Raw genomic sequence first — 20,128 nt, 5'->3', positions numbered from 1 at the left:
CCTTTAGTATACTCAGCGTAGAGGGCGATCCAGTCGTCACGTCACGGAGCGACCGCGAGCCGCAACCGAACCTCGCAGTCCGAGACTGCACGCCGGCGCCTTACAGGTCGTACTCCCGTGTTACCTCGCGGTACCCCGTTCGAAACGGCGCCGTTTCACGGAGCGTTCTCCTCCGGTCCGCGGTGAGCGCCTGATCTCTGTCGCCTGACCCCACCGGTTTACGTCCGGGTTACCGGCCTGCACGACGGTCGGCTCGCTCGACCCACTGCCTTTGATTTCTGAATACAACTGATGTAAAATCCCCCGACTTTAGTGACGACCTCGAAGCCGAAGGGGACGCCGCCGCGACGGCTCCGTGACCACCGACTGCTCAGGCCGAGAACACCGACTGACCCGCCTTTCCGCCGGTCAGACTCTTGATGTCCGCCTCCAACCGATCGGCCTGTCGTAACCGCCGCGTTCGCGCCTCCGAATCACTGAGCCGTTCCGGTCCGACGAGGCGTGACGAGAGCGGGTCGTACGCTGAGGTGTCGAAGCCCACGTCTCGGAGGTAGGACCCGACCGCCGGAGAGTCGAGTCCGGACTCTATGGCCCGTCGGCTCAGGTCGCGAAGGGTCTCGAACGGCGGGAGTCGGATGCGGTCTGGACCGACCTCCGGGGCCCCGTACTCGACGGACGCCGTTCGAGTGTGCGACACCAGATTCTCGACGTCGGTCGCGAGCCGGACGGCCTGGCTGGGAAGGGTGGCGTCCGGCGCCCGCCACTCGACGGTCGGCTGACACTCACGAAGCCGGACGGGGTTCAACACCGTGTCCTCGGGTGCGAACAGCGCCTCGATCGTCTCGGGGGACACGCCCCGGTCGGCCGCCAGTCGCTTGAACCGCTCGTACTTTTCGTCGACGCGCTCTCGCCACTCCACGAGGCTGTTCGCGTAGTCCCACAGGCCGGTGAAACAGCGGAATTCGCTCCCACATTCCGTTCGATAGGCGAGCGCGCGAGCGGAGTCCGCTCCCCGCGTGCCAGTGTAGTAGGGGGAGGAACTCACCAGCGCGAGCGCCGGGTCGAGCGCTGTCAGGAGGTTGAGCTGGTCTACGACCGCATTCTGTTGGAAGTGAATGTGGGTCCCGGCGCAGTTCTTCGCGCTCCGGACGCCGCTGCCGTAGACGGTCTCGAAGATGCGCCCACGCTCGCAGTTCGCGGTGGCATCGGACGCCGTCAACGGCGTCCCCAACGGGACGAGACGCTTCCCGACGGTCTCCGCCGCTCGGAGCCCCGTCCGAAGCGTCGACCGGAGGTCACGCCGTAGGTCGCGTTCGTCGGCGTGCGGCTCCGTCTTCACCTCGACGAGCGGATCGATGAACTCCGGCTCTATCCGGGGATGTGCGTCGGTTATCGCGGTCCCGTCGCACAGTCGGCCCGTCTCGTCGACGACCCACAGCTCCAGTTCGACGCCGGTGGTGAGCGTGTACATGAGTTATCAGATCACTGCGTCGGGAACCTCGGCAACGCCGTTCTCGGTGTCGTGCGTGACGAGTCCGGCCGACTCGATCCTCGGTAGGTGGCGGTGCGACGACGCGCGGAGCCGTCGTCTCGCGACGTCGGACACCGGCTCCGAGCGCGTCGATATCAGTCGGCCCATACCGAGTGGTACGGCTCTCGCGTCGATACCGAGTGGACCGGCGCCTGTGAGCCGTATTTGCGTCTGTCCTTTCGGGGGTGGTTCGGACATACTGTTTCTCCAACGAGGGATACCAGCGAGCGGTTGGTGAACATTCCGCCTAACATCATAGGTCAGAATCCGCGCGGAGGCTCCCGAACCGCGCGCCGCTTTGCAGGACAATCGACCGACCGTGGCGGTAGACTCACTGAATCTTGCGTGAGAGCCGCCGACCGAGGGCATTGACTCGGCGCGTCCCGGTCAGTCGCCGTCCGTCTCCGGCTTGATCGATTTCCAGTTCGACTCGCCCGACGCCGCTTCGTCGTCGGAGGCGAACAGGGCGGCGAAGAGTTCGCGTTCCGCCCCGCGCAGGTGTTGGCTGAACGTCGCCTGCGAGATGCCGAGCTGGGCGGCGACCTCCTCGCCGGTGTTCGCCCGCGGCCAGTCGAAGTACCCGGCCGCGAACGCCGTCTCAAGCGTCTCGCGCTGCTTCTCCGTGAGCCGGTCTCGGAACACCGACTGGGCGTCCGACACGTCAGGCTCGTTGCGCTGCACCGTCCGCTGTGCCTGAATCGTCGAGCCCGGACAGTGGTGCTCGACCAAGCCGACGAGCTGGCGTTTGTCCCTCCCGGACGGGAACTCGACGACGAGCCGAAACTCGCCGTCGCGGATCCTCCCCGACGCGACGCGCCCCCCGTGCTCCGCGACGGCCGTGACGAGCGCGTCCGCGGCGGTCGTCGTGGCCTCGAACTTCAGCTCGTCTCCGTCCGCGGACTGGACCTCAAAGCCGTCGAAGAACGCGATCTCTGCGGCGATATCCTCGACCGTCGCCGCCGACACTCCCTCGACGCGGCCGTACACGAGAGTCCCGCTCTCGGTTCGGATGACGCTCGTGATGTCGAGCGCGCACTCGTGGTCGGCCGTGAGCGCGACCAGGGGCGCTGCCACGCCGTCGACCCGGAACTCCAGCTGGAGGATCGTGTCCTCCACGAGGGCGTCCTTGCGTTCGATGGCGGCGAGGGCGTGCCCGACGGCGTCACAGAGCCGTTCGAGGATCTCCGTCTCGTCGGTCGAGAACGCGGCCGCCGATCCGGCGTAGAGTGCGAGGACCCCGTAACAGACGCCCTCGTAGGCGATGGGAAGCGCTGCGACGGAGCGGTACGGCTGTCCCTCCAACTGCTCGCGAACGGCTCGGTACTCCGGATCTGACTGGACGTCCCGCACGACGCGGCTGTCCCGCGCCCGGAGGGCCTTCGATTCGGGCCCCTCCGCCGCCGTGTCGTACCCGACCGGTATCGTCGCGTCGCCAAGGTCGGCGGAGTCGCTCGACGCCGTGACGCGTGGCGACAGCCGATCGGTCGGCTGGTGGAGCTCGCCGATCCAGGCGAACTGATAGGCGTCCGACTCGACGAATCGGTCGCAAACAGCCCGTTCCAGCTCCTCGCGGGTCGAACACGTGATGACCGCGTGCGTGACGTCCTGGCCGATCCTGTTGAGGTGGTTCAGGGATCGCAGCTGTTCGCGATGGCGTGCCCGCTCGCGGTGGGTCTCCTCGACGGCGTGGCGGACGGCCCGGAGGAGGCCGTCGCCGGTCACCTCGTCTTTCACCAGGTAGTCCTTCGCTCCGCTGCGAATGACGTCGACGCCGAGGTCGCGGTCGTCCGGGTCCGCGAGGACGATCACGGGGGTGAACCCGCACTGATCGATGACTTTGACGAGCGTCTCGCAGCCGCCGCTGTCCGGTAGGTCGAGGTCGAGCAGGATCACGTCGAACTCGGCTTGGGTGAGCCGATCGATCCCGGCGTCGAGGGTCGACGCGCGGTGCGTCCGAATCCGCTCCGGCGACGAGCCGTCGAGGTCGATCTGGTCGAGCGCGTCGGCGCCCTCTCGAAGGAGCTCCTCGAACACGCGCGCGTCGCCAGCGTCGTCCTCCACGAGGAGGACGTCCAGCTCGTCGGTCACGACTGCCGCACCTCGTTCCGCGGGAGTTCGACGTCTCCGGGCCGGACGGGCGCGAACCGCTCGACGGCCGTGTCGGCGAGGGGGAGGGACCGGTGAGTGTCCCGAAGCCGCTCCGTCCGGTGACCGGTCGAGGCGTCGAGAGCGGCGTCGACCACCGCTCGGAACCGCAGCGCGTCGGCGCGGTCGTCCGTCCCGCTCCGGAACCCCGGCGCCGTCACTTCTGGTCGGGGACTCGTGGTACCGTGGTGGCCCTGGGTCATTTACTCTCTCCTTCTCTCACGGCTTCCAGTCTCCCTCCTTGTCGCGGTCGTACATCTCGCCCGTCGCCTGTCGCTCTCTGGGCCAGAACGCGACCGCGGCCGCCACCGCGTAGCTGACGCCGACCACTGCGACGACCACCTCGCCGGGGACCCCGACGATTCCGGCCGTGCCGAACGGATCCTGGTCCGTCGAGAACACGGTGAGTCGAACGATCCACGCCACAAGCAGGACCGTCTGGAGCGGGAGATAGACGCGCCGGTACCGGCGCGCGTAGGCTTCGACGAACGGCATCTTGATCGAGGGCCGGCGGAGGTCGGTGCCCAACTCGAGCGCCCAGTCGTCGTGATCGGCGCGGTTCTCCGGGTCGATGGAGGCGGCGAACACGTTCCGCTCGAGCAGGCGGACGCGGGCGCGCCACACGTCGTACCGCTGGTACCGGCGCGTCTCGACGAGATGGAACGTCATCACGGTAATCATCCCGACCAACAGGAGATAGTGCGGATTGTCGGGACTGGAGAACACCCAGGTCAGGACCGCCGCGATGATCGTCACCGTCCAGTTCGTCGTCTTGTCGAGCCGGCCGCGCCAGGTGGTCACCCGGTCCATCTCCCCCCGGTACAGCGCGGTGAGGCCGGATGACACGTCACCGACCGATTCCTCACTGGGTCTATCGCCGTCGTCAACACGTTCAACCGCCATATCCGATCATCCGTGCGCGCGTAGATGAGCGTTCGGGTACGGCGAACTGCGGGCCGCTCCCGTCGACACCGACCTCAGTTACCCTCTGACGGAATGAACGGGCCGACGGAGACGGTCTGCCGAGCGACGGTCGCAGCTCGGAGGATGTACGCGACGAACAGGGCCAGCGGGGCGATGATGACTCCGATCCCGACGCTGACGACCGCGGGTAGCACCGCCGCCGGAAGCGTGACGGAGTTCGTCCGATAGACGAGCGTCAGGACTATCGCGCCCATCAAGGCGGTCATCCCCGAGTAGACCAGCAGCCGCGAGAGCGTCGCGAGATCCCGCTGGATGGCGATCGTCTTGTAGAACTGCCGGACGACGGCGAGGGAGTCGAAGAGGTCCTCCAACGCTTGGAAGTCCGCCAGCGCCTCCTCGGGGAGTGACTCCGCGTACTCGTTCCGAAGGTGTCTGACAGCGGTCATATTTTGCGCGTACTCCGTTCCCAAAATGACGCCGAGTACGTCGTTCACTCTCGCGTTCGCTTCGAGCTGCGCGTCGATGCTCTCCCCGTAGGCGGCGATGTCGCGCAGTGCGCTCGTGAGCGCTGTCGGTGGGTTCCAGTCTGTGCCGTCGCCGGCCGTCACCAGTTCGGCGGCGCGGTCGCTCAGCGTCGTTGCGAGCAGCGAGAGGAACTCCGCCGGGTCGTTGGGGGTCGAGTGGACCTCCGCGATCTCCGCGACGGTCCGCCGCAGGTCCCGCGATCCGTTGAGCCTGTCTGTCAGCACGTTGATCGACCCGAACACGCGCGAGAGGACGAGCTGATTGATCGAGAGCGCGACCGTGAGGAGCGTGATGATCCCGGAGATGAGTCCGCTGCTGAACATCCTCGCCACGAAGCCCTCCGGCCCAACCGCCATGACGCCGGCGAAGACGAGCGTCCCCACGACGGTCACGACCACGACGACGATGCCGCTCGCGACGGCCCTTCGGTCTCCGTTGACGAGCACCCACCTCGCCACGCGTTCCCGCCTTGTCTCGTCGTCGTGTACGGCACTCGCCGTTCGAGGCTCGGAGGTCATACGGTACGCACGGCCAGAACCTGCATAAATACCCGTGTGCTACCGTGGTCCGTGCGTCGGAAGCTCGCTGTCGGGGTCGCGGGTGTCCGCGCTCTGACTGGCGACGAACGGAGAGCGGAGCGCTACGCGGGGATTCGAACGGCTGCGAGGCGATGTGAGGACCGAGTCCACGAGGGCTGGCGGCCTGCGGAGTCGGCCTTCCGGACTATTGGTTTTCGCCCCGAACCGGGAACGCCACTTCGACGGTCGCCTTGTACTCGGTGATCGATCCGTCTTCGACTTTCGCCGTGTGGTCCTGAATTTCGACGCCCGTGATGTTATCGACGGTCCTGCTCGCCTCACGAACCGCCTCGTGAGCCGCGTCCTCCCACGATTCGGATGAGGTGCCCAGCACTTTGATGATCTTGACTGCGGTCATGTGTTCGTGTCCACCCACGCGACCTCCCCTATTAATTATAAATCTGTTACTGCGCATCGAGGGGGCTTACCGCGAATAAGACGCCGGTACTGTCGGTCGCGTCGGCCCGAGACGGCCGCTCGGGAAGCGAGGGGATCCGATCGACTGGCCAACCGGGCGTCTCGGTGGCCGCGGTAGCGCACAGGCAGACCGGCGCCGCGCGTCGTTCTCAGCTCCGTCCCGTCGCGGGAGGGCCCCGTTCAATCCTCTTCGACGGCGGTGAGTTCTTCCCGCGGAGCGTTACAGTTGGGACACGACTCCGGCAGTCCCTCCTCCAGTTCGCCCATCTCTCCGCATTCGCCGCACCGCCACATCAGGTATCCCTCGCCGAACTCCTTTCCCGGCAGTTCCTCGACCTCGCTCTCGCCGGGCGTCATCAACTCCGCCTCGAACCCGTCGTCGGTGAGACCGCTCACGCGCCCCACCAGTTGCCTGTCGCCGTCGTACACCAGCTCTCCCGGCTCGATCGACGTACTGTGGACTCGGTCTTGATCGTCCATACCCCCTCGTTCGTTCGCACGCGTATTCAATCTAGGGGGCGCCGCGCGTGGCGCCGCCTTCGGCGACCGTGCGGACCGGCTCTGACGGTGGTACTCCGGAATAAACACTCGGCAGGGGCAAGCAGAACTCTTAGACTTGAACGCGGTGTCGATCGGATCGCAATGCAAGACAAGTCGACGTTGACAGCGGACGACGAGGGCAAGAACGTGATAAACTCCGAGGGCGACCAGGTCGGTCGCGTCATCAAGGTGGAGCACGGTTCGGCACACGTCGACCCCGACCCGGGGCTGACCGACACGCTTCGGTCGAAACTGGGCTGGGGCAAAGACGACGAGGACAACTACCTGCTCGACTCCTCTAGCATCGAACGCATCTCCGACGACGAGATCCACCTGAGCAGGTAACGCCGCCCACTGACCATTACTCGTCCCTCTCCTGCCGTTGCGTTTTCGAGCCCGGTACGTTCCACGCGGACGCCGTGGCGGCGCTCTCCTCGCCGACGAGTGGAGCGATGCGTACCTGACGGCGATGAGGCGTGGCCGACCGATCGCGTCCACCCACAGGGTTTTGCTACCGCGGGGCGTCTGTTGAGTCCATGAGTCCCCGATTGCGAGTGCGGTCACCCAGTGCCGTCGATCACCGACCCGTGTCATGAGTATCGTCCAGAGATTGAGGCGGTGGCGAGACTGGTTCCCCGTCCCGAACCGGACCACCGGCTTCGGCCTGAAGCGGTGGATCTTGCTCGACGCGCACCGGCTGGCAGTGACCGGTGCGTTGCTCACGGTGGTGTTCGCGATGTTCATGGCTCTCGCGACGGTGTGGACCTTCGAGATGCAGGCGCTACTGACGGACACCTCAACCGTTCAGACGATCCTCAACACGCTTCTGAGCGGCATGATCCTCCTGGTCTCCATCGTCGTCTCGATCAACTCGATCGTCCTCTCACACGACATCACGTCCATCGAAAATCAGGAGAACCGGATCCAGGCCGCGATAAATTTCCGTCGGGACCTCGGCGCACTGACCGACGTCGAGGAGAACCCGTCCGACCCCTCGTCGTTCCTCCAGGCGATGTCCAGCATCATCCGTGCTCGTGCGGCGGATCTCACGGGCGATTTAGACGGTGTCGAACAGGACGTCGTCGAGGACGTCGAGGAGTACGCGGATACGGTTTCGGACGCCGCTGAACGGCTCGGAGCGGTCGAGGACACCTCCGGCGCGGAGTTCGCCGTCCTGTGGAAGGGGATCGGGTTCGACTACGGGTCGCACATCGAGCGATCTCGGACGCTTATGACGTCCCAAGACGCGTCGTCCGAGCGCTTCGACGAACTCATCGAGGCGTTCGAGCTGTTCGCCATCGGGAAGGAGTACTTCAAAACGCTGTACTATACGAAGGAGGTGTCGAAGCTGTCCCAGACGCTACTGGTCGTCTCGCTCCCGGCCATCCTGTTTAACGCCTCGGCGATCATCGCGATCGACGGCGGGGTTCTCCCGGACGCCACAATCCTCGGTCTCCCGCCGCTACAGACCTTCGTGGCCGTCGCGTTCACGATCTCGATCGCGCCGTACCTCGTGTTGACCGCCTACATGCTCCGGCTGTCGACCGTCGCGCGCCTGACGGCTGCGGGCGGGATCTTCTCGCTGAAGTAGCGGGCGGCGGTGTCGTCGACGGTCCGCCGCGCGCCGGCGAAGTTTTATTCGTGCTGTCGACGAACAAGAACGTATGGTAACGGGATATCTCGGGTCGTTAGTCGCGTTCGTCGTCGCCCTCCTGGTCGGGGGACTCGCAATATACATCAGCGCTCGCGTCATCGCCGACGTCGACGACTACAGTCACGCCGTCGTCACCGCGCTGGTCGGTGCCATCGCGTGGGCACTGACGGCCTGGATCCCGCTCGTCGGCCCCCTCATCGCCCTGATCGTGTGGATCGCCGTCATCAACTGGCGGTATCCGGGTGACTGGGTCAAAGCCGTGCTCATCGGCCTGGTGGCCTGGGTCTCCGCCCTCGTCATCCTCTTCGTCCTGAACACGGTCCTCGGACTGGGGATCGGCGCCTTCGGCATTCCGGGGATCTGACGAACCGAGGACGACACTCCTCCGACCTCTGGGGATCCCTGGAGGGGTCGGGAGGTGGCGGCGACGCGAGTCGGCATCGCCTCTCTCGGGCCTCGGCTGGCCGAGAACGTCCCCGCACCGGCGGGGGTCGTCGGAGACTCGTCGCGGGCGGACGCCCGTCCCCCCGTGTCGGTCGGAACGCGGCCGTGAGACAGGCTGTCTCGGTTCGCTCGGTTGCCTCCCCTTACTCCGGTAAGCACGACGTATCCGTCCCCGTCGACGGTCTCGACCGTTCGGTTGCTGCTCCTTACTCGGGTAAGTACGGCGTATCCGTCTCTGTGTCCGGTCGGTGCTGCCGACCGGCGACCTCCCGTCGCCAGAGCCGCCGTCGCGGTCCGCGAGACGCGACCCTCGTTACAGGCGTACGGTTGTAACGGACAGTCGCGTTCGACGGTACCGGCCATTCGAGAGACCGTTCACCGCTCCACGTCACGCTGATAATGATTCTACCCATACACAACAACAAAAATATACTTCTGCTTTACTATACGTAATCTGGTAAATAACTGTCGGTTCCGGTCGATGGTAACTGAGCAGCACGGTGAGGTCCTCTGGGGGAAACTCGTCTGCGTGATCGCCGATCCGGTACCGCCATCGCGATAGCTGTATTTCCAACACAAATCCGAATAACCGCCTTCTTTATTCGATATCAGAACTATTTCGACAATCATTGCGTCGTATCGACCGTACCGTTCGTTCTACGATACGCTCCGTCCCTCCGCACGCCGCTCTATCGTCCTCTCACTGTCGGCTCGCTGCCGGAGCCGTTTTCGATCTCGACCGCCCTCGCTCGCAGCCTATTTATAGAAATCATAGATATAATTATATTTGATATATTGTGGGGATAGAGCTTCTCAGCCGCTCGGGGAGGACGCGCTGTCGCCGCTCTCTGGACGCTCGCGGTTCGACCGCGGCTCCGGTCGGGTTCGACTCCGAGAACGCCGTCTTTTATTTTCCGTCCGGTTCACCGGTCGGTATGCAGCTCTCCGAGTACGCGCGGCGGCTCGACGAGGAACTCGACGCGGCGGCGTACGCCGACGTCGACGCCAGCGCGAACGGACTCCAGGTCGGGCCGGACGACGTCGAGGTCGAGCGCGTCGCGTTCGCGGTCGACGCCGCGCGGGCGACGATCGACGCCGCGGCCGACGCGGGCGCCGACGTTCTCGTCGTCCATCACGGGATCTCGTGGGGCGGCATCGACCGCGTCACCGGTCGGACGTACGAGCGGGTCGCGGCGCTGATCGAGCGCGACGTCGCCCTGTACGTCTCCCACCTCCCGCTGGACGGCCACATCGACCTCGGCAACGCGGCCGGCGTCGCGGGCGCGGTCGGCCTCGAGGACCGAGAGCCGTTCGGCGAGATCGGGCCGATCACGATCGGGACGATCGGCGAGCTGGCGGAGCCCCGGTCCGCCGCGTCGCTCCGCGAGACGCTCGACGGGTTCGAGGGGCAGCCGGACGGCGAGGCGTCGCCGACGCGCGTGCTCGACTTCGGGCCCGACGAGATCGCGCGGGTCGCGGTCGTCACCGGCTCCGGCGTCGACTGGCTCGAGGAGGCCGTCGAGGCGGGCGCCGACGCGCTGATCACGGGGGAGGGGAAGGGGAAGGCCTACCACGAGGCGCGGGAGGCCGGGCTCACGGTGTTCCTCGCCGGCCACTACGCGACCGAGACGTTCGGCGTTCGGTCGCTGGCGTCGCTGTCGGCGGAGTGGGGCCTGGAGGCCGAGTACGTGAGCCATCCGACCGGGCTCTGAGACGGGACCGATCCGTCGCCCCCGAACGCATCCCTGCCGGCCGCTGCCGAACGCAACTCTTACCGCCCGCGTCCGCACACTCCGGATATGCGCGATCACTTCGAGATCCGGGACCACGACGCCGCCGGGCGGATCGGCCGGCTGGAGGTCCCCCGCGCCGGGGTCACGGTCGAGACGCCGGCGCTGCTACCGGTCGTCAACCCCAACGTCCTCACGGTCGAGCCGTCGCGGCTCCGCGGGGAGTTCGGCGCGGAGATGCTGATCACGAACTCCTACATCATCCGGAGCACGGACCGGATCCGCGACCGCGTGCTGGAGCAGGGGCTCCACGAGTTCCTCGGGTTCGACGGCGCGATCATGACCGACTCCGGCTCCTTCCAGCTCGCCGAGTACGGCGACATCGACGTGACCACCGAGGAGATAATCGAGTTCCAGCGGCGGATCGGCAGCGACGTGGCGACCCCCGTCGACGTGCCGACCCCGCCCGACGCGGACCGCGAGCGCGCCGAGCGCGAGCTGGAGACGACGGAGCGGGCGCTCGCGGATGCGGCGGCCGCGGAGACGGGAGAGATGCTCGTCAACGCGCCCGTGCAGGGGTCGACGTTCCCGGACCTCAGGACGGAAGCCGGGCGACACGCCGCGAACACCGACCTCGACGTGTTCCCCGTCGGAGCGATGGTCCCCCTGCTCAACGCCTACCGCTACGCCGACGTCGTCGAGGCGGTCCGCGCCGCGAAGCGCGGGCTCGCACCGGACGCCCCCGTCCACCTGTTCGGCGCGGGACACCCCATGATGCTCGCGCTGGCGGTCGCCGCCGGCTGCGACCTGTTCGACTCGGCCGCCTACGCGCTGATGGCGCGCGACGGACGCTACCTGACCGTCTCGGGGACCGAACACCTCGAGGAGATGGAGTACTTCCCCTGCTCGTGTCCCGTCTGCGCCGAGCACACGCCCGCGGAGCTCCGGGAGACGGAGGGAGACGGGGAGACCGACGCCGAGCGGCTGCTGGCCGAGCACAACCTCCACGTCACCTTCGAAGAGCTTCGTCGCGTGAAGGCCGCGATCCGGTCCGGGAACCTCCTCGAACTCGTGGACCGCCGCGCCCGCGGCCACCCCGCGATGCTCGACGGGTACCGGGCCCTGCTCGACCGCGCCGACGAGTTAGAGCGCACCGACCCGGTCTCGAAGGACGCGTTCTTCTACACCTCTCACGAGTCGGCTCGGCGACCCGAGGTCCGGCGCCACCACGAGCGGCTCGCCCGGCTGGCGGTCCCGGACCGACTGCTACTCACGGAGTCGAACGCGCCCTCGACCCACGACTACGACGCGGTGTGGCGCGTGAAACCCCCCTTCGGTCCCTTCCCGCGGGCGCTCTCGGAGACGTACCCGCTCACCGCGGAGGTCCCCGAGCGGGTGGACGTGGCCGCGCAGGTCGCCGCCGCCGAGGGGGTCGCGAGCCTCGCCGCGGCGAACCCCGAGACCGAACTGACGCTCGGTCACGACGGGTGGCCCGAGACGGCCCTCGACGCGGTGCCCGACCGCGTCGAGACGGAGGACCTGCGGACGCTCGGGCGGTGAGCCTCGGGGAGGAGCCGAGCAGTCAACGGTCGACCGGCCCCATCCGTTCCGTGTAGTCCCACGTGTGGAGGCGCTCCGGCTCGATCCGGATCCGGACCTCCTCGCGCTCCGGGCGGAGGAGCCGCTCGCCCGTCGGGTTGTCGACACCGCCGAGGTACCGCTCCAGCAGGGCGCGGAGCAGCTCCTTCCCCTCGTCCGGCGACACCGTCGCGCGGCCGCGGCCCCTGACGCCCCTGTACGGCGGGTCGTTCGTCGACACCTCGAAGGAGACGCGGGCGTCGTGTGCGAGGAACGAGACGAGGTCGGCGTCGGCGCTCGTCGCGCAGTGTACCGCGCCGTCCCACGAGAACCACAGCGAGACGATCCACGGGTCGTCCGCGGGAGTGCGACAGCCGATGCGGATCGGGACCCGCGCCTCGCCGAGGAACTCGTCGACGCGGTCGCGGTCCCACGGGCCGGACAGCTCCATAGCGACCGTTGGGACCCCGGGACCGTAACCGTTCGGCCGCGGGCGACGCCGGACCGGGTCCGATCGCGGGCCACCCGGCCCGGAGCGTCCGGAGACCTCGTCCCGGTCGACGCGAGTTCAGACCGGCTCCAGCGCGGTGATCGACCGGAACCCGCCGAGGATAACGCGCTCCTCGGCGACCAGCGGAGCGGTCTCGGGGGCGACGTCCGGGAGGTCGACCTCCCGACGGACCGCGCCGGTCGCCGCGTCGAGTTCGCGCAGGACGCTCCACTCGTTCCGCTCGTTGGCGGTGACAAGCACGCGGTCGCCGACCACCGTCGGACCGGTGAACCAGAAGTGGCCGTCCGTCCGCGGCGATTCGTCGGCCGGCGCGTGGGTCCACAGCTCCTCGCCCGTCTCCGGGTCGAGCGCCGCGATCCGGCCCGGCCGGTCGGATGGATCGTCGTACCGGGCGAACAGCCGGTCCGGACCGATCGCGACCGGATCGAAGTCCGGGGGCGAGATCTCCGTCTCCCGCCCGTAGCGGGACTCAGGGGCCGAACGGGCGGTCCAGCGGCGGCTCCCGTCCCCGACGTCGAGGGCGACGAGGCGGCGATCGAAGGTGGTCACGAGGACCAGTCCGTGACCGATCGCCCGCATCTCACTCACCCGCGGGACCTCGTCGGACCGCCAGCGCTCGTCTCCCGTCTCGGCGTCGAGGGCGACGACGCCGTCGCGCTCGCCCGCGTCCCCGTCCGTCGTTCCGTTTCCGTCGCCGTCCGTCGTTCCGTTTCCATCGCCGTCCGTCGTTCCGTTTCCGTCGCCGGACGCCTCGTCCGCCGTCCCGTCCCCGGACCGGTCCCAGCCGTACAGCGGCACGAACGCCGCGCCGTCCGCGGCACGCGGCGCGAACGCGTGGGCGGGGTACGACCGCGCCCACGACCGCTCGCCGTTGCCGTTTCCGACCGCGACGACGGCCGACGCGTCCGCTTCGTCGACGCGGCGACCGGACCCGATCAACCGCCCCGCGACGGGAACCGACCGCGTTCCGAGTCCCGCCGGCGGTGCGGCCGTCCACGCCTCGCTCCCGTCGACCGCCGAGTGCGCGCGGAGCCGGTCGCCGTCGTGGTAGTACAGCAAGTCGCCGGCGACCGCCGGCGGCGACGCCCCAGTCCGGTCGGCGGTGAACCGGGCGCTCCACGCCTCCTCGCCGGTCGAGAGGTCGATCGCGCGGAGCCGGTGTCGGTCGTCGAGGAACCAGTCGGCGGTGTAGGCCAGCCCGTGCGCGACGACCGGGTCGCTCGCCTCCTGCGGCTTCCGCTCCGTCCACGCCACCGCGAGGTCGCCGTCGGGGAGCGCCGCCGTGGGCGCTCGTCGCGTCGACGCCGGATCGCGACCGACGACCGGCCACGCGGTCTGGTCGACGGCGCGCGTGACGGCGGTCGGGTCGGGGTCCGGATCGGTCCAGGGCGGGCGCCCGACTCCCGTCGCGTAGCCGGCGACCCACCCGACGCCGGTCGTCAGGCCGACCGCGCCCGCGGAGAGCGCCGCGCGTCGAGAGACGGGGAGGCGGCGGTTCCCGTCGTCCGCCTCGGGGTCGCCGTCGTCTCGCTCGTCGCGGTCTGAGTCGTCACCGTCGCTGGGTCCGTCGGCGGAGGGCATCGTCGGGCGGTCCTCGGGGGAACGGCATGAGTCTTGGGTCCCCCGTCGGTCCGGGACGCGCCGCGGAACGCAACACAGTTGACCGTCCCCCGGCGAGGAGGCGTATGACCGACCACTTCGAGGTCCACGAGCGCGACGGCGCCGCCCGTCTCGGGGAGCTCCGGCTCGCCGATCCGGTGACGACGCCCGCGCTCGCGGACCCCTTCCTCGAGGACGCGGGCAGCCTCTGGGCCGGCGACCGCGAGGTTCCCGACGGCGACGAGGCCGCCCTCACGGTCCTCCCGCACCGCTCGTTCCCCGCGGGGACCCGGGAGGAGGTCCGCGAGTCGTTCGCGGTCGACCACCCGGACGTCGAGTTCCCCTCGGCCGCCGTCGTCGACAGCGCCGGGGCGCGCGACGTGGGCGCCGACGCGTACCTGCTCTCTGACGCGTCCGGGTTCGTCGGCCACGGCGAGGCGTTCCGCGATGCGATCCTCTCCGCGAAGGACGCGCTCCCGGCCGACACCGCCCTGTTTCTCTCGGGCGTCGCCACGCCGCTGAACGTCGCCCTCTTGGCGTACGCCGGCGTCGACCTCGTGGACGCGACGCTCGCGCGAACCAAGGGGACGGAAGGGATGTACTGCACCGCCGACGCCGAGCATTTCCTCGAGGACCTCGACGAGCTGCCCTGCGCCTGTCCGGCCTGTGCGACGCCCCGCGCGGAGTTCACCCGCGCCGACTGCGCCGAGCACAACGTGAACGCGCTCCGCGCGGAGCTCCGGCGCGTGCGCGAGCGCATCCGGGCGGGTCGCCTCCGCGACTACATCGAGGGGCAGACGCGCCACGAGCAGTGGCTCACGGCCGCGTTCCGCGAGTTCGACGACCAGTGGGGCTACCTGGAGGAGCGGACGCCGCTGATGCGCGACGCCGAGGTGACCGCGGCGACCGCGGAGACGCTGGACCGCGTCGAGATCCGGCGGTTCGCCGACCGCGTGACGAGCCGGTACCGGAACCGGTTCACGGACCAGCCGCTCGTCCTCGTGCCCTGTTCGGCGACGAAGCCGTACAGCGACTCCCAGAGCCACGGGCAGTTCCACGACGCGGTCCAGTGGCGCGGCCACACCGTCTCGATGACCTCGCCGATCGGCGTGGTCCCTCAGGAGCTGGAGACGACCTACCCGGCTCAGCACTACGACGCGGTCGTCACTGGCGACTGGAGCGAGGACGAGATCGGGTTCGTCGCCGAGGTGCTCCGCCGGTACCTCGTCCGCAACGACTACTCGCGGGTGATCGCGCACGTCCCCGACCACGGCTACCGCGAGATCTGCGAGCGCGTCGAGGACGCTCCGGGGATCGACGTCCCCTTCGAGTACACCTGCGTCGACCACCCGACCACGGACGAGTCGCTCGGCGAGCTGAACGCCGCGTTACGGGGCGAGCCGGCCTACAGCAAGCGCGAGCGCGAGCACAACACCGTCCGAGCGATCGCCGACTACCTGCTCGGCGACGGTGCCGGCGACGACCTGTTCGGCGGTCCGGGCGAGGCCGACGTCCGCACCACCGGGCGCTACCCCAAACTGCAGGTGTGGGGCGACGACCCCGACGCCGGCCGCGAGGGCGAGCCCGGCGAACAGCTGGCGACGATGGTGCCCCAGTACGGCACCCTCTCGTTCACCCTCGCCGGCGCGCGGCGATGGGTCGAGAGCGACGCCCCCACCAAACGGGTCGAGATCGACGCGTTCGTCCCGCACGGCTCCGTGCTCGCGCCCGGCGTCGTCGACGCGGACGACGACATCCGCGTCGGCGACGAGGTCGTCATCGAGGGCTCGAAGGCGTTCGCGGTCGGCCGCGCCGAGATGTCCGGCCCGGAGATGGTCGAGTCCACCCGCGGCGTCGCCAGCGAGGTCCGGCACGTCGACGAGAAGTAGGGGCCGCGGTCGCGGGATCCACACCTAACCGATTAGGGTGTGCGACTAAGCGGTCTCGGGAGCATCGTCCTGTCGTCAGAGGCACACGCCTGACATCCCTGCCATCCCCGACTCCCTGCCGTTCGGCTCTCCGCGATCCTTCGCTCTCCCGTGTGCGACGGCTCCGCCACCGAGCGCCGTGGGGCCGCCTCTCGCGGTGTGGGAGGAGGAAGATTGAAAGCAGTGCCTGTAGATGTGTCACCACATGTCCTCCAAGAACGCCGCTCGGACAGCGGATCGGGTGACGTACGTCGAGTTCTCGCTCTCGAGCCCCGCACACCCGTTCGTCGCGGTGTCCGCGCTGGACGGCGGAGCGGCGCAGTTGGAGACGTTCGTCCCACGGGGAGCGGGGAGCTACGCCGAGTATTTCTCGATCACCGGCGTCGAGCCCGAGGTCGTCCTCGCGCGCGCCCACGACCACCCGTCGGCGGACGCGCGCGTCGTCGACCGGTTCGAGGACGGGGGGTTGTTCGAGTTCGTCGTGGACGGCGGCTGTCCCGCGGTCTTCCTCGGCGAGGCGGGCGCGTTCCCCTGTACCGTCGAAGGCAGGGACGGGAGCGGAACCATCGGGGCGGAGGTGCCGCCGTCCGAGGACGTCGCGACGGTGATCGACGACTTCCTCGAGGCCTACCCCGACGCCGACCTGACGCGCAAACGGGAGCAGTCGTACGGGACGCCGACCTTCGGACCGCGGTACCTCCAGGCGGCGCTCGAACACGACCTGACCGACCGCCAGCGCGAGGTCCTCGAAACGGCCCACGACGTCGGATACTACGACTGGCCGCGGGAGGTCACCGCCGAGGAGCTCGCCGACCGGTTCGACATCTCTCCGGCGACGCTCCACCAGCACCTCCGGGCCGCCGAACAGAAGCTCATCGCCCTGGCGCTCAGACGGGCGTGACGCGTCGGTCCCGCGGGACGGCGAGAGCCGCCGGATCAGTAGCTTCAAAGCCGCGCCGGACCGATCCCCGAACATGACGCTCGAAAAGGACGTGGACTGTCCCTCCTGCGGCGAGACCCAGTCGTTCTACCGGACCGCGGCGATGACCCTTCACCTCGGTGAGAAGACGAAGTGGCGCTGCCCCGAGTGCGGCTACGGCTACGTCGAGATCGACGGCATCGACACGCTGCCGGCCTGAACGACCCTCTCCCGGCCTGAACGACCCTCTCCCGGCCTGAACGATCCTTTCCGACCCGAACGACGGCCGCGACGCTCCCTCGGTTCGCTCTCACGCCGCGATCCGGACCAGCTCGCTCAGGGCGGTCAGAGTCCCCACCGAGACGACGGTCGTGACGAACACGGTGAGCGAGGCGAACTCCGTGTCACCGCCCAGCTCGGCCGCGAACACGTACGTGGACACCGCCGCCGGGGTCCCGACCATGACGACGCCCGCGGTGAGGGTCGCCGGGCCCGCGCCGAGCAGCGCGAACGCGGCCCAGGCGATCGCCGGCATACACGCCAGCTTCAGCGCGACGACGGACGCGATCGCGGGCCCGTCGAGCGCCGACCGATCGGCCGTGAGGCTCGCACCGACGCAGATCAGCGCGAGCGGCAGCGCCAGCGAACCGACGCCGTCGAGGGCGACCGCGGCCGCGGGTGGGACCGGAAGGCCGAGGCCGCCGACCCCGACGCCCGCGGCGAGCGCGACGAGGACCGGATTCGTCGCCAGCGACCGGAGCCGTCCCCCGAGGTCGACGGCCGGGCCGCCGCCGCGCAGCGAGACCAGCACGAGGACCGTCAGCGGCACCTGGATCAGGAGGCCGATCCCGAGCACCAGGCTCGCGATCGCCGTTATCTCGGCGTCGAACGTCGCCGCGACCAGGGGGATACCGAGGTAGCCGAGGTTCGAGTGGTACGACTGGACCACGGCCACCCCGCGTCGCCCGCTCGGCACCCGGTTTCGGTGGACGACCCACGCGAGCAGCGCCGTCCCGAGGTACGCGGTGACGACCGCGACGAGCAGCGCCCACGAGGCCACGTCGCCGAGCGCCCGGTCGTACGTCGCGACGAAGACGAGCGCCGGGAGCGCGAGGTAGTAGGCGACCGCGTTGAGGCGCTCGCGACGGTCCGGGCCGAGGACGCCGACGGCCCGGAGCCCGGTGCCGACCAGCAGCACCGCGAGCAGCGCCAACAGCCTGCCGAGCACCTCCATGTGCCGACGGCGACGCGACCGCGGCTGTTGACCCTTCCGGTCAGGCTCGGGCCGGCGCCGACGCTGCCGGGTCGACGCGGTCGGTACGGAACGCGGGACGGGCGGGAAACAGAACGCGAGACGCCGGAGGGCGGGTCGGCGAACGGCCCGCCGCGATCAGTCGTCGCCGGTCTCGGTGGCCGCGATCGGGTCGCGCTCCTCGTCGGTCGACTCCGACTCGTCGGCCGTGATCGGGTCGCGCTCCTCGTCGGTGAATCCGGCGGACTCCTCCTGCCGGGCCGACGCCTCGGGGTCGAAGCGCGCCTCGATGTCCTGGTACCGCGGGACGAAGGAGAGCTCGTGGTGGCTCTCCGTCTCGTGGCCCAGGTACCGGTCCTCTAAGTCGAACTGGGCCCGTTCGTCGTTCTCGGCGATGTTCGCGAAGTCCTCGTAGGCCGCGTGAGCCCCGGAGTGGAGCCCGTACAGCGTGATGAAGATGTACCGGTAGCCGAGGTCGCCGAGCTCCTCGAAGGTCAGCGGGTCCTCCTGTTCGCTCCACGCGAACGACGAGGAGTAGTTGAAGGCGAGGTCGAGATCCGGGTGCGTCTCGTGTATCGTCTCGGCGTACCGGACCGCGTCCTCGCGGGACGGGTCGGGCATCTCCGGCCAGACGAGGTCGACGCCGGCGTCGGCGTAGATCCGGCCGCGTTCGAGGTGCTCCTCCCAGTCGCCGTTCGCGGAGCCGTACGCGTCGGTCCGCGCGATGATGACGGTGTCCTCGCTCTGTCTGGCGTCGACGGCCGCCTCGAAGCGCGAGCGCGCCTGCTCGCGGGAGACGATCTGCTTGCCCGCGATGTGGCCGCAGCGCTTCGGCGACGTCTGGTCCTCGATGTGGACCGCGGCGACGCCCGCCTTCTCGTACTCGCGGACCGCGCGGCGGACGTTGTGGACGCCGCCGTAGCCGGTGTCGCAGTCGGCGATCACCGGGAGGTTCGTCGCCTCGACCATCCGCTTCGCGTTCTCGACCATCTCGGTCATGGTGACCATCTCCAGGTCGGGGAAGCCGAACTGGCCGAGCACGGTGGAGTAGCCGCTCATGTAGGCGGCGTCGACCCCCGCCATCTCCGCGAGGCGGGCGTCGAGCGCGTGGTAGATCCCGGGCGCGAACGTGTACTCCTGCTCTTCGAACAGCTCGCGGAGCCGCCGGCCGGCCGGGTTGTCGATCTCTCTCGTGAAGACGTCGTCGTCGAGTTCGTTGGGGTGCATGGATGTCACTTCGTGGCTCCGTCGTCGTGGGATCGCTCGGTCGAAGGTCGATCGATCGCGGATCGATCGGTGGTGGGCCGTTCGGCCGCGGACCGCTCGGTCGAGCGTCGGTCCGTCGAGCCTCGGCGTCCCGCGCGGCTGTCGGCCGCGCGCCGCGTGAACGTCGTCGGGTCGGGCCGCGGTCCGGCGCCTGTCCCGGCCATCGGAACGGCGCTCATCGCCGACCTCCGTCGGTCCGCGCGCGACGAGTCGGTCGGAGGTCCGGAACCAGCGGGGCGTCCCGTTCCTCGGCGGTCGGCGGCCTGCTGGGGCGGCGGAACGTTCCGAATCGCTCAGCGCTCCCGTCGTCCGCGGGTCGCGCGGGCGTCTGCGTGCGCGTGGGGGGGACGAGCGGCGCCCCCGCCTCTTCGGTATTCGGCGTGCGGCCGGGAATCGGCGGTCGAGAAGCGTCGGCGGTCCGCTCGCGATCGGTCCGCTCGCGATCGGTCCGGGTCGTCGATCGATCGGTCGTGCGGTTCGTCGTGTCGTCCGTGGGTGTGGTGTCGTCAGGTGTCGTCATCGGGTCGTGTGGGCGGTTGTGGCGGTCGTCTGGTGATCGGTCGGTCGTCGCGTCGTGCTGCCGCGTG

The 20,128-nt window shown here is 69.0% G+C and carries 20 protein-coding genes; 8 read left to right on the top strand and 12 right to left on the bottom strand.

The window, feature by feature from the left end; all coding sequences use genetic code 11:
* Positions 1-370 precede the first annotated feature (370 nt).
* The 7 genes from U4E84_RS01030 to U4E84_RS01000 all read right to left on the bottom strand — a co-directional run bounded on the left by U4E84_RS01030 (position 371) and on the right by U4E84_RS01000 (position 6,600).
* Positions 371-1,471, bottom strand: a complete 1,101-nt coding sequence (locus U4E84_RS01030; protein WP_322530233.1) for a glutamate-cysteine ligase family protein — start codon at positions 1,469-1,471, stop codon at positions 371-373.
* A 447-nt stretch (positions 1,472-1,918) separates the two neighbouring features.
* Positions 1,919-3,619, bottom strand: a complete 1,701-nt coding sequence (locus U4E84_RS01025) for a bacterio-opsin activator domain-containing protein (protein ID WP_322530232.1) — start codon at positions 3,617-3,619, stop codon at positions 1,919-1,921.
* Positions 3,616-3,879: a hypothetical protein gene (locus U4E84_RS01020; RefSeq protein WP_322530231.1), complete on the bottom strand. Its 264-nt coding sequence runs from the start codon at positions 3,877-3,879 to the stop codon at positions 3,616-3,618. The genes U4E84_RS01025 and U4E84_RS01020 overlap by 4 nt, the downstream gene beginning before the upstream one ends.
* 16 nt (positions 3,880-3,895) lie before the next feature.
* A complete protein-coding gene (locus U4E84_RS01015; protein WP_322530230.1) occupies positions 3,896-4,579 on the bottom strand; it encodes a DUF2270 domain-containing protein in 684 nt (227 codons plus the stop codon).
* 74 nt (positions 4,580-4,653) lie between these two features.
* Entirely contained in the window at positions 4,654-5,643 is a 990-nt protein-coding gene (locus tag U4E84_RS01010) for a hypothetical protein (RefSeq protein WP_322530229.1), read from the bottom strand.
* Between the two features lie 205 nt (positions 5,644-5,848).
* The gene (locus U4E84_RS01005; RefSeq protein ID WP_322530228.1) at positions 5,849-6,061 is read right to left on the bottom strand and encodes a dodecin family protein; all 213 of its coding nucleotides are present in this window, start codon (positions 6,059-6,061) and stop codon (positions 5,849-5,851) included.
* Positions 6,062-6,300: 239 nt separating this feature from the next.
* Positions 6,301-6,600 (bottom strand): rubredoxin-like domain-containing protein, encoded by a 300-nt coding sequence (locus U4E84_RS01000; protein WP_322530227.1) that lies wholly within the window; start codon positions 6,598-6,600, stop codon positions 6,301-6,303.
* A 162-nt stretch (positions 6,601-6,762) separates the two neighbouring features.
* Here U4E84_RS01000 and U4E84_RS00995 point away from each other — a divergent pair, with 162 nt between their 5' ends.
* The 5 genes from U4E84_RS00995 (at position 6,763) to tgtA (ending at position 12,048) form a co-directional block, all read left to right on the top strand.
* Positions 6,763-7,005, top strand: coding sequence for a PRC-barrel domain containing protein (locus U4E84_RS00995; protein WP_322530226.1), 243 nt, complete (start codon positions 6,763-6,765; stop codon positions 7,003-7,005).
* Positions 7,006-7,252: 247 nt separating this feature from the next.
* Positions 7,253-8,251 carry a hypothetical protein gene (locus U4E84_RS00990; RefSeq protein WP_322530225.1) on the top strand — a complete coding sequence of 333 codons (999 nt, stop codon included), beginning with the start codon at positions 7,253-7,255 and terminating at the stop codon, positions 8,249-8,251.
* Between the two features lie 73 nt (positions 8,252-8,324).
* Positions 8,325-8,678, top strand: a complete 354-nt coding sequence (locus U4E84_RS00985; protein WP_322530224.1) for a hypothetical protein — start codon at positions 8,325-8,327, stop codon at positions 8,676-8,678.
* Between the two features lie 1,015 nt (positions 8,679-9,693).
* Complete coding sequence (locus U4E84_RS00980; RefSeq protein WP_322530223.1) at positions 9,694-10,470, top strand: Nif3-like dinuclear metal center hexameric protein; 777 nt, start codon at positions 9,694-9,696, stop codon at positions 10,468-10,470.
* A gap of 87 nt (positions 10,471-10,557) precedes the next feature.
* Positions 10,558-12,048 (top strand): tRNA guanosine(15) transglycosylase TgtA, encoded by a 1,491-nt coding sequence (tgtA, locus tag U4E84_RS00975; RefSeq protein WP_322530222.1) that lies wholly within the window; start codon positions 10,558-10,560, stop codon positions 12,046-12,048.
* Positions 12,049-12,070: 22 nt separating this feature from the next.
* On the opposite strand, the gene U4E84_RS00970 is transcribed toward tgtA, so the two are convergent.
* Together U4E84_RS00970 and U4E84_RS00965 are read right to left on the bottom strand one after the other, a co-directional pair.
* Positions 12,071-12,517 (bottom strand): pyridoxamine 5'-phosphate oxidase family protein, encoded by a 447-nt coding sequence (locus tag U4E84_RS00970; protein ID WP_322530221.1) that lies wholly within the window; start codon positions 12,515-12,517, stop codon positions 12,071-12,073.
* 117 nt (positions 12,518-12,634) lie between these two features.
* Positions 12,635-14,158 (bottom strand): PQQ-binding-like beta-propeller repeat protein, encoded by a 1,524-nt coding sequence (locus U4E84_RS00965; RefSeq protein WP_322530220.1) that lies wholly within the window; start codon positions 14,156-14,158, stop codon positions 12,635-12,637.
* Positions 14,159-14,262: 104 nt separating this feature from the next.
* Here U4E84_RS00965 and arcS point away from each other — a divergent pair, with 104 nt between their 5' ends.
* From arcS to U4E84_RS00950, 3 genes are all read left to right on the top strand, one after another.
* Positions 14,263-16,065, top strand: a complete 1,803-nt coding sequence (gene arcS, locus U4E84_RS00960; RefSeq protein ID WP_322530219.1) for an archaeosine synthase subunit alpha — start codon at positions 14,263-14,265, stop codon at positions 16,063-16,065.
* Between the two features lie 244 nt (positions 16,066-16,309).
* Positions 16,310-17,005 carry a bacterio-opsin activator domain-containing protein gene (locus U4E84_RS00955; RefSeq protein ID WP_322530218.1) on the top strand — a complete coding sequence of 232 codons (696 nt, stop codon included), beginning with the start codon at positions 16,310-16,312 and terminating at the stop codon, positions 17,003-17,005.
* A gap of 73 nt (positions 17,006-17,078) precedes the next feature.
* On the top strand, positions 17,079-17,243 hold the full coding sequence (locus tag U4E84_RS00950; protein ID WP_322530217.1) for a hypothetical protein: 165 nt from the start codon (positions 17,079-17,081) through the stop codon (positions 17,241-17,243).
* A gap of 90 nt (positions 17,244-17,333) precedes the next feature.
* On the opposite strand, the gene U4E84_RS00945 is transcribed toward U4E84_RS00950, so the two are convergent.
* From U4E84_RS00945 to U4E84_RS00935, 3 genes are all read right to left on the bottom strand, one after another.
* Positions 17,334-18,257, bottom strand: a complete 924-nt coding sequence (locus tag U4E84_RS00945) for an AEC family transporter (protein ID WP_322530216.1) — start codon at positions 18,255-18,257, stop codon at positions 17,334-17,336.
* A 156-nt stretch (positions 18,258-18,413) separates the two neighbouring features.
* Positions 18,414-19,502: an isocitrate lyase gene (gene aceA, locus U4E84_RS00940; protein ID WP_322530215.1), complete on the bottom strand. Its 1,089-nt coding sequence runs from the start codon at positions 19,500-19,502 to the stop codon at positions 18,414-18,416.
* Between the two features lie 214 nt (positions 19,503-19,716).
* Positions 19,717-20,061, bottom strand: coding sequence for a hypothetical protein (locus tag U4E84_RS00935; protein ID WP_322530276.1), 345 nt, complete (start codon positions 20,059-20,061; stop codon positions 19,717-19,719).
* Positions 20,062-20,128: the final 67 nt, after the last annotated feature.

The sequence above is a fragment of the Halorubrum sp. AD140 genome, from assembly GCF_034497445.1.
In the GTDB taxonomy this organism is placed as follows: Archaea; Halobacteriota; Halobacteria; order Halobacteriales; family Haloferacaceae; genus Halorubrum.
This window is presented reverse-complemented; position numbering and strand designations above follow the sequence as displayed.